This is a genomic window from Bacteroides sp. 4_1_36, assembly GCF_003466325.1.
GTDB lineage: Bacteria > Bacteroidota > Bacteroidia > Bacteroidales > Bacteroidaceae > Bacteroides > Bacteroides uniformis.
Genome location: NZ_QSOX01000005.1, coordinates 32181 through 45995, shown reverse-complemented (window position 1 = coordinate 45995; position 13815 = coordinate 32181). Strand labels below are relative to the sequence as shown.

The window sequence follows — 13815 nt, the reverse complement described above, 5'->3', positions numbered from 1 at the left end:
GGAATGTTTTGCTTGTGCTGTGGATATTGCATTGGCAGACGGAGTGCTCGAAGAAGAAAAAGATATTATCAATCAGTCGGCAGATGTATTGAATATTCCCGAACGCACTGCTATTCCGATTCGGTGTAACCATCCTTCTGTACCATTAGCGTTGCCCGGCATGTCGATATCTGCATCATCAGGGCGTCCTGGTGTCGTAATATCCTCCGCATCAAGGTCTTCGGGAAGTGTTTCCGGAATATGTCTTGAAGTGGATGTTACCTTGTAAATTTTCTGCATGGACTCGTTCAGATAGGTAGTAGCCCCGTAGGTAAAGAAAGGAATGATTACCTTGTCTTTCAGGTCGTATGCTTCGAGGAATGTACAGACTACCATTGCGGGTTGATGCCACCAGCAAGGCGAACCGACGAAAATTGTATCATATTTCGCCAATGCCTCTTTATCAAGCAGATTCGCTACTCCGGGGCGCAGGTCATTATAGGCTTCATGCTGAATGCGGTCGCTGTCATCGTAAGGATTTGCAGCATACGGTTCGGCAGCCTCAATGCGATGGATATCTGCGCCTGTAAGTTTCACGATACGTTCGGCAATGGCCTGGGTGTGTCCTTCGGCAGAAAAGTAGAGCACAAGCATATTGCCGTTTCCGGATGGAGTATCGGGAGTGTCGTCGGTGGTAGAGCATGCTGCCATTGTCGTTAGAGAGAGGAGCAAGAGCGGAATAAGAAGTAACTTTTTCATATTCGAGTTGTTTTTAGATATTTATTGATTAGTGTATTCTTCATCGCTTACAGGTTCATACCACTGTGTAGCACCCAAATGAACTTTTGTATTGATAGCTATATGCGTGAATCCGCTGTCGGGAGCCGCTCCGTGCCAATGCACCACATCTGTCGGAATAGCGACTACATCGCCGGGATTCAACACTTGTATAGGCTTCCCCTTTTCCTGATAGTAACCTTTTCCGGCGGTGGCAATCAGAATCTGTCCGCCCGGATGCGAATGCCAGCTGTTTCGAGCTTTCGGCTCGAATATCACGTCGGAGACTACCACATCGAATGTTTCACTGTCGGTCATCAGCCGTTGGAGGTATGCCGTTCCGTTGAAATTGCTGCCCTCGATGGCATCTCCTTGGGGAAAGAGAGAGGCTGATGCTTTTGGGGGTGTTTCAATCTTGTTTTCCGGTTTCGGACTGCAAGCACCAAGTGTTGCAGCCAGTAGAAATAAGTAAGTCATCTTTTTCATCTTGAAGAGTTATTTTAAATGTTGTTTAAAGAAAGAGTCCAGTTTGGGAAGCGTGATTTTCAGATATTTCGGCTGGTCGTATAAATCCACGTGCGTAGCTCCGGGTACGACAAACAGTTCTTTCGGTTCGGCGGCTTTCGCGTATGCGTCCTCAGAAAAATATTTCGATACTGCATTTTCTCCCACTATGAAAAGCATAGGACGTGGCGATATAGTCTCGATTTGCGCAAAGGGGAAGAAGTTCATCATCGGTGCGAGGCTCGTGTAGGAGTAATAGCCCGTAGAGTTGGGATGCTGACCGCGTTGTGGATTGTCGTAATAATCGAGGAAGTCGATGGCAAACTTCGGTGTGTTCTCATCCACTTTTTCGGGCAGGGCACGGATATCCTTGCGTACAGCCCCACCATATTCCATCGTACGCTGGCGGCCGATTTCATCAAGGATAGCCATACGCTGTTCGTAAGTCTGCGAGTCGCCTACACCCTGACGGCGGGCGCGGCCCATGTCGTACATACTGATGGTGGCAAGTGCCTTGATGCGATGGTCTATCTGCGTAGCACTGACAGAGTAGCAGCCTCCGCCACAGATGCCGATTACTCCTATCTTATCAGCATAGACAGCCGGATGGTTCGTGAGGAAATCGACTGCCGCACTGAAGTCTTCTACCCGCACTTCGGGCGATTCCATACGACGCGGATAACCGCCACTCTCGCCATAATAGGACGCATCGAAGGCTAATGCCACATAGCCGAGTTCCGCCAACTTACGGGCATGGAGTCCCGAAGTCTGTTCTTTGACGCCACCAAAGGGATGACCGACGATGATGGCGGCATATTTCTTTGTGGCATCATAGTCTGCAGGGAAATAGAGGTCGCCAACTATATCAATCAAAAAACGGTTGTGGAATGTCACTTTCTGTTTCTTCACGTCATTCTCCACTGCTACAATCGGGGTTTCCGGTTTGATAGTCAACCCTTTGCTTTGCAATAATTCGTTCAATACTTGTTTGCCATTATCGGCTTCGCTACGTCCGATATTCTTTTCAATGATAGCCAGCACACCGCGTAATTCGTCCGGTGTTACGCCTACATTCAGCGCAATACCCATGTGCCCTTTCAGCATCGGTTCCACGCCTTTGCCCAAAGAAGCTATTATGGCAACGGTTGCCAGTTCCCGTTCGGCATAGGTCAGCACGTCCCGCTCGAAAAGCTCGGCAAAGAGATGTTCTTTAAGGAATACTTCGATTTCCGGGGCCAGGACGGCATAGTTGGCTTTCGGCGCATCTGCCGGGGTGCCCGAAATCTCTGCAAGAATGTCACGTCCGCGTTCGTATTTGCTGCGGGTATCGGTTATCGGTGACGCTTCGCGCCCCTGGTTGTCTCTGATGCCTTTTGCCTTACGCTCGTCAAGTACCGCAACCAATGTTTGCAGTCCGCGCAGGGCACGCGGAAAACCACAATAGGCGTAGGAATGGACCATAACTTCTTTAAGCTCGCTGACGGTGATACCGCTATTCAGTCCACCGATAAGGACTGTTCTTAATTGGTCGAGGTGCCCCATGCTTGTAAGGGCTGCGACCTCTGCGATGTATTGTCGTTTACTGTTCATGGTTTGTTCTGCTCTCGGTGTTTGCGAAGCTGCGATGCCGCATCCAAAGACAAGTCCGAGTAGCGTTGTCATAATTCTCATTTTTAGTTTCATAATCTTTATTATTATGTATCAAGTTTTACTTGCTGCAAAATTAGGCTGGATTTTCCACTTCGACCGGTCATGAATTACGGTTTAAAGGATAATTTTTACTGATTGGAGAGATAACCTGAAGATATTTTCTACATTTGCATAGAAACCACTGAAATGGACTGTTATGGAGAAGGTTATGCAACTGAAAACGATAAAGGAGTACAATGACTATATGGGTGTGGAAACAAGGCATCCTCTGGTCAGTGTCATAGAGGGAAGCCGTATGCCGCACCCCGTACCCCATGCACGCAAGCACGTGGGGATGTATGTGATTTTTCTGAAAGAACTACGATGTACGGACGATTTGACCTACGGTCGTCGCTCTTACGATTTTCAGGAGAACACGCTGGTGTTTATCGCTCCGGGGCAAGTATTCGGGCATGAAGCCGACGGGTCGACTTTTACCGGTTCCGGATGGTGTCTGTTGTTCCATCCCGACCTGCTACGCGGTACGCCGCTCGGTCGGCATATGCAGGATTATACGTTTTTCTCATACGCCGCTAACGAAGCATTGCATCTATCCAAACAAGAGCAACAGACCATCATTGATTGTTTGACAAAGATTGACGAGGAAACATACAACCAGGCAGATCGTCACACTAACCTGATTATCGCTTCTGCCATCGAGCTGCTGCTCAACTATTGCATTCGTTTCTATGATAGACAGTTTACTACCCGTAAAAAGGAGAACAAGGGCATGCTCGGCTCTTTTGAAGCATTGCTGAACGACTATTTCGTATCGGATAAACCCGCTGAGCGGGGTACGCTGACTGTGGCTTATTGTGCAGACCAACTGAACCTGTCTGCAAATTATTTCGGAGACTTGATTAAAAAGGAGACTGGTGTTTCTGCGCAAGAATATATATTAACCAAAACAATGGATAGGGCAAAAGAGTTGCTTACTGACCCCGCTAAATCTGTCGGTGACGTTGCTTATGCCTTAGGATATCAATATCCACAGTATTTCAGCAAGGCTTTCAAAAGAGTTGTAGGATGTTCTCCGAATGAATATCGGACATTGAGTTAATGTAAAAAAATAAGGAGCTAAGTTTTAGACTTAACTCCTCAATGCTCAACAGTCGGGATGACAAGATTCGAACTTGCGACCACACGCCCCCCAGACGCGTACTCTACCGGGCTGAGCTACATCCCGAATTGCGGGTGCAAATGTACGGCTTTATTTTAAAATAGCAAATATTTATAGTGCTTTTTTTATTGAATGAACTTATAATTTGCAGTTTCAAGGCTTTCGGCCAACGTGCCCTGCTCTCTTTTTACTTGTATGCCTGCTTCGCAAGGCAATGGCTTTGAGCGGGCAGGCATACTTTGAATGAAGTTATTGCAGGTTTAGGCTGTTTCTTACGGAAGTGATAGCCGGACTTTCGGGCGTTACGGATTTCCGGGTACAATAATCGAATTCCGCAGATTTTTCGCCGCTAAATGATTTCCACTTCAGTTTCAATTTAACGGTCTTGCCTTCTGTATCAGGCAGGGCATCCAACTTGAAAGCAACCAGTCCGTCCGCATACCTGCCGTAAATGTCGCCCTTGGCATTGTGGCGGAATTCTACTTCATACGGGTTTTCCGGATTCTCGCTCAGCAGCAGATTGACAAAGTGCTTTGTTTGATAGTCTCCTTGCTGAGTTCTAAAGCGAAGGGTCAGATAACCGTCTTCTGCGATGGTTACCCAATCGTTCACTATTTCCACCGGGTCGGTGCCGTATACGGTATCGTTCTCTTCACCCAAATCCGGGGCGATGGGTTTGGTAAGGATACTGTCTATCCAGTTTATATGTACAGCTTGGGTGTAGATATCGCTGGGCTCGTCCACTTCCTTGTAGTTTACTAAAGCGCGGACTTCCTTCTCGCCGTAGGGAGATTTCGTCATGTTGGTAGGCAGCAGAGTGGTCTTGTCATCCAATTGCAGAAAGACTGTCTGGTCTGCATCGGTCTTTACCGTTACCAGGGCATTGGGGAATCTCATGGCATAATTATCATCGTCGTCCAGGCACGATTGGAGGCTTAAGGAGCTGATGGTTGCAATAGCGATTAAAATTTTCTTGTTAAAGATTGACTTCATTTTCATAGTGTACTCTTTTAAATTAAACATTTGGAATAGGTCTTGCTTTTATAGAAATAGCATATTTGCGAAAACCCTGCATGCAGCATTGTTAATTAATGATAAGAGCCGGAGTAAGCTGGTGCGGAATATTATTCCCCGATACATGAAAGATATTTGTATATCAGGTGGAATATGATTACCTTTGCTGTATGAGATGCACATCTCGCGTGTGTTGAGATGTATGTCTCGAACTGCATGAGATGTGCATCTCGTGCATGTTGGGGAATAGCTGTCCGGCCGTATGGAAACTGGCTTTCTGTTTAGGGGAAGTAACCTTCGGGTGGGGTGTCAGCAGTCTGGTTGCAGTAAGAAACATTATGTTCATTGTGAAAAGAGTATGAGTATAGTCTATTTGGTTCGAAAGAAGGTTTTCCGCACGGCAGAAGGGGTGAAGCAACTCTATTATGCTGTGCAGCGTGTGTTACAGCGGCGTGGAGGTGTGACGGCAGAGCTGCTGGCGCAGCGTATGGCATCCAGAAAAGGGATGAGTTCGGGAGACGTGCAGAGTGTATTGATAGATTTGCCGAAGTTTATAGAGGAAGCGCTGATGGAGGGAGAGTCGGTGACCATTAAGGGGCTGGGTTCCTTCCATGTGGCGGTGACGAGTGACGGGTTTGAGCATCCCGACGATGTGATGCCGGGCAAGGTACGCTTATCCCGTGTCTATTTTCGTCCGGATAAGTCGCTGGTGGCGAGGCTGAACAGCGGGATGGATTTCTACCGTTATCCGCTTAGCCGATATTTCCCTCACGATATGTTGCGACCGGAAACGCTGCGAAAGGAGCGGGCCGAGGGAAAGACGGGAATTCCGGATGAAGACCCAGTTGGGATGGAAAATGATACGGAGGACTTTTCGGGGGAGGAGTGAGCGATGAATGTGGAAGAATTCAGAGAATACTGTCTCTCCTTGCCGGGAGTGCTATGCTCCCATGCACTCCCTATAAAAGTCGAACATCTCGAAGATAGTATCCTTGTCTGCCGTCTGGTTGAGGCAGATGTCACCCACTTCTTTCAATAGGGTGAAGTTGATGACTCCGGCGGTATTCTTCTTGTCATGCTTCATCAGTTCGTACAGCTGGTGGTACTGTTTGCAGTTGAAGGTGAAGCTGCCATAATTCTCTTTGACGAATTGGATGGTCTGGCGCATCTTGTCCTTCGGGAATCCGGTCTTTATATAAGAAAGGTAGAGTTCGCAGACCAGCCCCCATGCCACTGCATAGCCGTGCAGCACCGGACGCCTTTCGGCAAGGGCGAGGCTTTCGAAGGCGTGTCCTACGGTGTGCCCCAGGTTCAGGGCTTTGCGGATGCCATGTTCCTGCGGGTCTTCTTCTACGATGTGTTCCTTTACCTGCACGGAACGTCCTACCATGGACTTCAGTAAGGCATAATCTATCTTTTCCGTATCGAATGACAGCAGTTCTGCCAGATGTTCCGGGGTACTGATGAGGCCGTGCTTCAACATCTCCGCATAGCCGGAGAAGAAGTTATGGGCATCGAGGCTGCGCAGGAATTCGGTTTCCAGCAGCACGCAGGCGGCAGGAGCAAAAACACCGATTTCATTCTTCAGACCGTTGAAGTTGATGCCCGTCTTGCCTCCCACGGAAGCGTCGACCATGGCGAGTAGCGTAGTGGGAACGTTGATGTAGGCGATGCCCCGCTTGAAGGTGGAAGCGGCAAAACCGCCAAGGTCGGTCACCATGCCACCGCCCAGATTGATGAGCAGGGAGTGGCGGCTGGCCCCTTTCTCGCTCAGGGCTTGCCATACGGCAGCCAGCGTTTCCAGATTCTTGTGCACATCTTCTGCCCCGATAATAATCTCTTCCGCTTCTTCCAGGGCGGGAATACCGTCCAGATGCGGGCGGCAGAGGCGGTGGGTATGCTCGTCGGTAAGGATGAAAAGCTTGTCATGGGGACACTTCGCTATGGCATGCGTCAGGCTGTTTGCCAGTCCTTCGCAAAGGATTACTTCTTGTTTACTCATCTTGTTAATTACAAATTACGAATTACCAATTACTGATGTTACGGATTATGAAGGAAAGGGAGCCTTCTTCATTATATTGTGGCACAAAGATAGCTCTTTTGGCAATAAAACGTTATCTTTGTCCCGCGAAATTCTATGGGTGGCAAGGTGTTTCCGTCATCTGCCTCCCGCTATTTGTAATTAGTAATTTGTAATTGATTGATAGAAATGAGAGCATTACTTCCCGTTTATTGCCGTCCGTTGGGTTATTTCATCATAGCTCTGGCGTTGTTCCTTCCTTTCATATTCCTATTGTGGGGAAAAGTGACAGATGCCAACTTGCTGTTTTACAAGGAATGCTCCAAACTCCTGATGATGATGGGGGCACTGATGATAATCTTTGCCTTGACGAAGAACGAGAATAAGGAGATAGAGCAGGTGCGCAACAAGTCCACGCGCAATGCCATCTTTCTGACCGTTCTTTTTATCTTCGGCGGTATGCTCTACCGGGTGGCGCAGGGTGACCTCCTTTCGGTCGATTCTTCTTCTTTTCTCATATTTCTTATATTGAATGTGCTTTGCTTGGAATTTGGTATAAAGAAAGCGACAGTTGATAGATTATTTAAGCGGAATAGTCGATAAATAAAGCAAATCGTCATGTGGGGCATTAAACCTTTTGCCCGGAAGTCTGTCAAATGAAACAGTGAATAAAAGGCATTGTTCATTTAGAATAGACAAAGAATAGACACATGAAGAAAATTATCACGGGGATGGCGTTGCTGTTGGTAACAACGCTGTCTGCATTTTCACAGACCAAAAACATTACGGTATCGGGCCGTGTCGTGGAGGACACCAAGGAGCCTGCGATACAAGCTACCGTGCAGTTGCTTTTGTTGCCAGACAGTGTTCAGGCATCGGGTACGGCCACTACGGCACAAGGTTATTTCACTCTTCCCAAAGTCAGTGCGGGTAAATACGTGCTGAAGGTTTCCTACATCGGATTCAAGAGCCAGTACATCCCTTTACACCTTTATGCTACGACAACTGCCAAGAACGTGGGTACACTGACATTGGAAACGGATGCGGTGATGCTGGCCGAGGCTGTGGTTACGGCAGAAGCGCCGCAAGTGCAGGTGGTGGAAGATACACTGGTATATACTTCATCTGCCTATCGTACCCCCGAGGGAGCCATGCTCGAGGAGTTGGTGAAGAAGCTGCCCGGTGCGGAGATTGACGACGAGGGTAATGTGAAAATCAACGGTAAGGACTTGTCGAAGATTATGGTCGACGGCAAGGAGTTCTTCGGTGGAGACGTAAAGACCGGTTTGAAGAACCTGCCGGTAGATATGATAGAGAAGCTGAAAACCTACGATAAGAAGTCCGATTTGGCACGTATCACCGGTATTGACGACGGTGAGGAGGAGACGGTGCTCGACCTGACCGTAAAGAAAGGCATGAACCAGGGTTGGTTCGGTAATGCCGACGTGGCCGGAGGGACGGAAGACCGCTATATGGGCCGCTTTATGCTGAACCGCTTCGTGGACAAAACCCAGGTGTCGGTAGTGGGTTCTGCCAATAACGTGAACGACCAGGGCTTTTCGGGTGGTGGCGGTCCTCCGCGCTGGCGCAGGAACAACGGACTTACTGCAACGAAAATGCTGGGTGTGAACTTCGCTACCCAAACCGATAAGCTGGAACTGGGCGGTAGTGCACGCTACAACTATCAGGATGGGGATATTGCAAGTATCGGTTCTACCGAGGACTTTCTGCCGGACGGCAACTCTTACTCCAACTCGAACAGCAGGCAACGTAACAAAGCCAAGAATTTCAATGCCGATTTCCGTATGGAGTGGAAGCCGGACTCGATGACGAATATCATTTTCCGTCCCAACTTCTCGTACGGCAAAACGGACAATCTCTCCAATTCTGAGAGCGGTACGTTCAATTCCGACCCTTACAGTCTGGTGAGTGACCCCAATAACTGGCTGAATCTGGAGAAGATTTTTAATCCGGACGATGACCCGTTGAGGAGTATCCGTATAAATGCTATCAACAGCGGTTCGCTGAGCGACAACAAGAGTGTGTCTACGGATGCAACCTTGCAGTTGAACAGAAAGCTGAATGACAAAGGACGCAATGTCACGTTCCGTGGAAGATTCGGTTATACCAATAATGACAACAACCAGTATACGGAGTCGGAAACACATTACTTCCAGTTACTGAATGCTTTGGGAGGAGACTCCATCTTGGTTCGTAACCAGTACATCACTACTCCTACCAAGAACTACAATTACAGTGCACAGCTGACTTACAGCGAACCGATAGCCCGCGCCACTTTCTTGCAATTCAGCTATCAGTTCCAGTACAAGTATAGCGAGAGCGACAAGACGACGTATGATTTGCAGGGCTTTCCGGATTGGGGATTGTCAACCCAGCTTCCCACGGGATATGAAGAGCATGCGGTGGATAGTCTGGGTAAGTATGCGGAATACCGCTACTACAACCACGATGCATCCGTGTCTTTGCGCTTTATCCGCGAGAAGTATCAGTTGAGCGCAGGTATGTCGTTCCAGCCGCAGCATTCTGTATTGTCCTATAAGCGCGGCGACTATATGATTGATACCACCCGCAATGTGTTCAACTTCGCTCCGAACCTGGACTTGCGCATCCGTTTCTCCAAGGTGAGCCAGCTGCGTATGACATACCGCGGGCGTAGCAGCCAACCGAGTATGGAGAATCTGTTGCCGATTGTGGACAACTCCAATCCGCAGAATGTACGTATCGGTAATCCGGGCTTGAAGCCTTCCTTCACGCACAACATGCGATTCTTCTATAATACGTATAATGCCGAAAAGCAGCGCGGTATTATGTCGCACGTCAACTTCTCGGCAACGCAGAATAGCATCAGCAATAGCCGTGTGTACAATTCGGAGACTGGTGGATGGACTACAACTCCGAAGAATATCAACGGTAATTGGAATGCGTTCGGCATGTTTGGCTTCAATACGGCACTGCCCAATAAGAAGTATACCATCAACTCCTTCTCCAATGCCAACTATCAGAACAATGTGGCTTATCTGACGTCCGGTAAGGGAGCAGATGCCGTGGAACGGAAGAATACAACCACCAACCTGACGCTGGGCGAACGTCTGAATGCCGCCTATCGTAATGACTGGTTTGAATTCGGCTTGAACGGAAGCATCTCCTATTCAATAGAGAAGGATAAACTGACGCCTGACAATAATCAGGAGCCCTATACCTTCTCCTACGGTGCCAATACGCAGATTTCCATGCCGTGGAACATGACGCTCTCTACCAACATTGCCAACCAGAGCCGTCGAGGATATACGGACAGCAGTATGAACCGTAACGAGCTTATCTGGAATGCACAGTTGTCGCAGACTTTCCTGAAAGGGAATGCCACCGTCAGCTTCGAGATGTACGACATTCTGAAGAAGCAGAGTAACATCAGCCGTTCGCTGACTGCAAGCGGCCGCTCGGTGTACGAATATAACGGCGTGAACAGCTATTGCATGCTTCACTTCATCTATCGTCTGAATATTTTCGGCAGCAAGGCCGCCCGCGATAAGATGCAGGGCAGACGCGGCTTCGGCGGTCCGGGCTTCGGTCCGGGGCATGGTCCTGGCGGTTTCGGAGGACGCAGGCCGTTCTAAAGCGGAGGGGATCACCCCCCTAATCAGCTTGTCATTCTGATACACTCTCAATTCTGTGGCAGGTTTCTTTTTGATTATTTTTCAGACGCGGATGACGCAGATAAGAATATTAAAAATCTGCGTCATCTGCGTCATCCGCGTCAAAGCGATAGCAAGTATAAGTTTTCAGACAAGTTGGGGAAGAGGGACTTTTATGTTAATCTCTGTAATCTTCGGTGAAAGTTTCTGTGTTTTTCCTACATTTGTTTCACACTTAATTGTCTGTGAACATGCTTGATTGGAACTTCATTGCCAGCCAGATTGCTACGATAGCCTTCGACATTGTTTATTTCGGTGCCATCATCGGAACGATTGTCGTCATTATCCTCGACAACCGCAATCCGGTGAAAACCATGGCATGGATACTGATACTGATGTTCCTTCCCATCGTGGGGCTGGTGTTTTACTTCTTCTTCGGGCGTAGTCAGCGCCGTGTGCGCATGATAGGGAAGAAGAGTTACAGCCGCTTGTTGAAGAAACCTATGGCGGAATATCTGGCGCAGGACTCATGTGCGCTTCCCATCAATTACAGTCGTCTCATATCCTTGTTCCGTAATACCAACCAGGCTTTCCCCTTCGATGGAAACCGGGTGGAAGCCTATACCCTGGGGCTCTCCATGCTGCAATCCCTGCTGCGCGAACTGGGGAAAGCAACGAAGCATATCCACATGGAATTCTATATCTTTGAGGACGATGCCATTGGGCGCTTGGTGCGTGATGTCCTGATGGAAAAGGCGCGTGCCGGGGTAGAGGTACGTGTGATTTATGATGATGTGGGTTGCTGGCATGTTCCCAACCGTTTTTTTGAAGAGATGCGCGAGGCCGGTATCGAGGTACGCAGCTTTCTGAAGGTACGTTTTCCGCTTTTCACCAGTAAGGTGAACTATCGTAATCATCGGAAAATAGTTGTCATTGACGGGCGCATAGGCTTTGTGGGGGGTATGAATCTTGCCGAACGCTATATGCGCGGATTCTCATGGGGCATCTGGCGGGACACACATCTGCTGCTGGAGGGCAAGGCTGTTCACGGATTGCAGACCGCCTTCCTACTCGATTGGTACTTTGTGGACCGTACACTGATTACGTCTACCCGCTATTTCCCGAAAATAGAAAACTGCGGTACTTCCTTGGCGCAGATTGTAACGAGTGAGCCCGTAGGCCCATGGAAAGACATTATGCAGGGACTTGTCATATCCATTTCCAGCGCAAAGAAATATTTCTATATCCAGACTCCCTACTTCCTGCCCACCGAAGCCGTACTTGTTGCTATGCAGACAGCCGCCTTGTCAGGTGTCGATGTGCGTCTGATGTTGCCCATGCGTGCTGATAACCGCTTGACGCATCTGGGTTCCTGCTCTTATCTGGCAGATGTGCTCTATTCGGGAGTCAAGGTCTATTTCTATAAGAAAGGCTTCTTGCACTCCAAACTGATGGTTTCGGATGATGAGTTGTCCACGGTAGGCTCTACGAATGTGGATTTCCGCAGTTTTGAACATAACTTTGAGGTGAATGCCTTCATCTATGACACAGAAACAGCGCTTCAGATGCGCGAAATCTTCCTTCAAGACCAGCGCGACTGCGTACAAGTATTCCTGAAGAACTGGGTGAAGCGCCCCTGGTATCGTAAGGCTGCAGAGAGTGTGGTGCGGCTGATGGCGCCGCTGTTATAATGAAGAATGATGAATGAAGAATTTCTTGAAGTGTATTCATATCGTACCATTCTTCATTCATCATTTAAATATCGTGAAGTTCACGCTCCCGTATACCCTTCTCTCCACAAAGTGCGGATGTTCCTCGAAACTGTTTTTCTTCCCGTGTTCCAAGACGAAGAGTCCGTCTTCTTTCAGCAAGTTGTTCTCGAAGATGAGATCGGGCAAGGTTTCCAGCCCGGCAAGCTCGTAGGGAGGGTCGGCAAAGATAAAGTCGAACTGCTCGCGTCCGCTTTTGAGGTATTTGAATACGTCACCGCGTATGGGTAGGCACTTGTCCGTCTTTAATTCCTGCATAATTTTGCAGATGAAGGCATAGTGGTCGCGGTCTTTTTCCACGCTGATTACTTGGTCGCAGCCTCTGGACACAAGCTCGATGCTGATGCTGCCCGTACCGGCAAATAGGTCGAGGGCACGGATGCCGTCCTCAAAGTCCATGTAGTTGGAGAGCACATTGAACAGATTCTCTTTGGCAAAGTCTGTGGTGGGGCGTGCCTTGAAGGAGTGGGGCACGTCGAAACGTCTTCTTTTGTATATTCCGCTGATTACTCGCATAGGGTTATGGCTTGCAGGTCAAGATTAGTGGCGGGATTCATGATGAATACCTGCCGGATGAATTTTCGCAGTTCGGGCAGTAGCAGTTCTTTGTCGTTTAGGTCACCGGTCAGGTGCAGCTCATCGCGTTCCTGCTCGAAGCCGAGTTGTTTCCATATATATAATAGGTAGTAGACACGGTCGGGTGTGCTTCTGCATTCAAAGGAATTGGCAAGAAGGAGGCGTCCGCGCTCGTAGCCGTATACGTCTACGGCATCTTTTCGCAAGTGTGCATACATCTTCCGGTTGTTGCCCAAGCGGCTCTTTGAGGAGAAGAACTCAATGAAGGGGCTGGCTTGGGAATAGAACTTGACATCGGGATACTGTTCGCGAAGGAAGGAGCAGGCACTCTTATCCATGCCGAACAATACGACAGTGTTGTTCTTATGCAGTATGTTGTATTGTACGGTTTCGTTTTCCCGTTTAGGATGGTTGTGATAGAAAATGATTTCCGTTTGTTCGTCCTCGAAGAACTCCAGGGGAATGAACGTGAAGCGTTTGTCTGCCATGAGCACATTGACACGGCGGAAGGGGCGTTCCAGCCATGCCAGTTCGCGGAAGGTCTGTTTCAGATTGGCAGTGAGGGAGAGGGACTCGTCCACTGCACGGTCGTAGTAAGAGAACTCACCGTCGCCCAGAGGGTTGAACACAGAAAAAGAAAATCCATCCGTACTGAGACGGATGGATAATGTATACTGTTCCGATTTATTAAAATCAGTCGTTTCTATCATACGT

The 13815-nt window shown here is 48.6% G+C and carries 12 protein-coding genes and 1 tRNA gene; 5 read left to right on the top strand and 8 right to left on the bottom strand.

What is annotated here, in order from left to right:
- Nucleotides 1-72: 72 nt before the first annotated feature.
- From DXD65_RS07030 to DXD65_RS07020, 3 genes are read right to left on the bottom strand one after another with little or no spacing between them, the layout of a single operon-like run.
- Nucleotides 73-738 (bottom strand): flavodoxin, encoded by a 666-nt coding sequence (locus DXD65_RS07030; RefSeq protein WP_005835129.1) that lies wholly within the window; start codon nt 736-738, stop codon nt 73-75.
- 21 nt (nt 739-759) lie between these two features.
- Nucleotides 760-1242 carry a cupin domain-containing protein gene (locus DXD65_RS07025; RefSeq protein ID WP_117887479.1) on the bottom strand — a complete coding sequence of 161 codons (483 nt, stop codon included), beginning with the start codon at nt 1240-1242 and terminating at the stop codon, nt 760-762.
- A 9-nt stretch (nt 1243-1251) separates the two neighbouring features.
- A complete protein-coding gene (locus DXD65_RS07020) occupies nt 1252-2943 on the bottom strand; it encodes a carboxymuconolactone decarboxylase family protein (protein ID WP_117887478.1) in 1692 nt (563 codons plus the stop codon).
- A gap of 163 nt (nt 2944-3106) precedes the next feature.
- On the opposite strand from DXD65_RS07020, the gene DXD65_RS07015 reads away from it, so the two are divergent.
- The gene (locus DXD65_RS07015; protein ID WP_117887477.1) at nt 3107-4009 is read left to right on the top strand and encodes a helix-turn-helix domain-containing protein; all 903 of its coding nucleotides are present in this window, start codon (nt 3107-3109) and stop codon (nt 4007-4009) included.
- 52 nt (nt 4010-4061) lie between these two features.
- Here the strand turns inward: DXD65_RS07015 and DXD65_RS07010 are convergent.
- Together DXD65_RS07010 and DXD65_RS07005 are read right to left on the bottom strand one after the other, a co-directional pair.
- Nucleotides 4062-4135: transfer RNA gene (locus DXD65_RS07010), tRNA-Pro, on the bottom strand.
- A 183-nt stretch (nt 4136-4318) separates the two neighbouring features.
- On the bottom strand, nt 4319-5068 hold the full coding sequence (locus tag DXD65_RS07005; protein ID WP_008665687.1) for a NigD-like protein: 750 nt from the start codon (nt 5066-5068) through the stop codon (nt 4319-4321).
- A gap of 373 nt (nt 5069-5441) precedes the next feature.
- On the opposite strand from DXD65_RS07005, the gene DXD65_RS07000 reads away from it, so the two are divergent.
- Nucleotides 5442-5972 carry an HU family DNA-binding protein gene (locus DXD65_RS07000; protein WP_008665685.1) on the top strand — a complete coding sequence of 177 codons (531 nt, stop codon included), beginning with the start codon at nt 5442-5444 and terminating at the stop codon, nt 5970-5972.
- A gap of 51 nt (nt 5973-6023) precedes the next feature.
- On the opposite strand, the gene aroB is transcribed toward DXD65_RS07000, so the two are convergent.
- Entirely contained in the window at nt 6024-7085 is a 1062-nt protein-coding gene (gene aroB, locus DXD65_RS06995; RefSeq protein ID WP_117887476.1) for a 3-dehydroquinate synthase, read from the bottom strand.
- Nucleotides 7086-7292: 207 nt separating this feature from the next.
- Between aroB and DXD65_RS06990 the strand changes: the two genes are divergently transcribed.
- The 3 genes from DXD65_RS06990 (at nt 7293) to cls (ending at nt 12447) form a co-directional block, all read left to right on the top strand.
- Nucleotides 7293-7706 (top strand): hypothetical protein, encoded by a 414-nt coding sequence (locus tag DXD65_RS06990; protein ID WP_005824079.1) that lies wholly within the window; start codon nt 7293-7295, stop codon nt 7704-7706.
- 107 nt (nt 7707-7813) lie between these two features.
- Nucleotides 7814-10738 carry a TonB-dependent receptor gene (locus tag DXD65_RS06985; RefSeq protein ID WP_117588674.1) on the top strand — a complete coding sequence of 975 codons (2925 nt, stop codon included), beginning with the start codon at nt 7814-7816 and terminating at the stop codon, nt 10736-10738.
- A 269-nt stretch (nt 10739-11007) separates the two neighbouring features.
- Nucleotides 11008-12447, top strand: a complete 1440-nt coding sequence (cls, locus tag DXD65_RS06980) for a cardiolipin synthase (RefSeq protein WP_005824073.1) — start codon at nt 11008-11010, stop codon at nt 12445-12447.
- A gap of 60 nt (nt 12448-12507) precedes the next feature.
- On the opposite strand, the gene rsmD is transcribed toward cls, so the two are convergent.
- On the bottom strand, nt 12508-13041 hold the full coding sequence (gene rsmD, locus DXD65_RS06975) for a 16S rRNA (guanine(966)-N(2))-methyltransferase RsmD (RefSeq protein ID WP_005824070.1): 534 nt from the start codon (nt 13039-13041) through the stop codon (nt 12508-12510).
- A complete protein-coding gene (locus DXD65_RS06970) occupies nt 13032-13811 on the bottom strand; it encodes a DUF3822 family protein (RefSeq protein ID WP_044468033.1) in 780 nt (259 codons plus the stop codon). The genes rsmD and DXD65_RS06970 overlap by 10 nt, the downstream gene beginning before the upstream one ends.
- Nucleotides 13812-13815 lie beyond the last annotated feature (4 nt).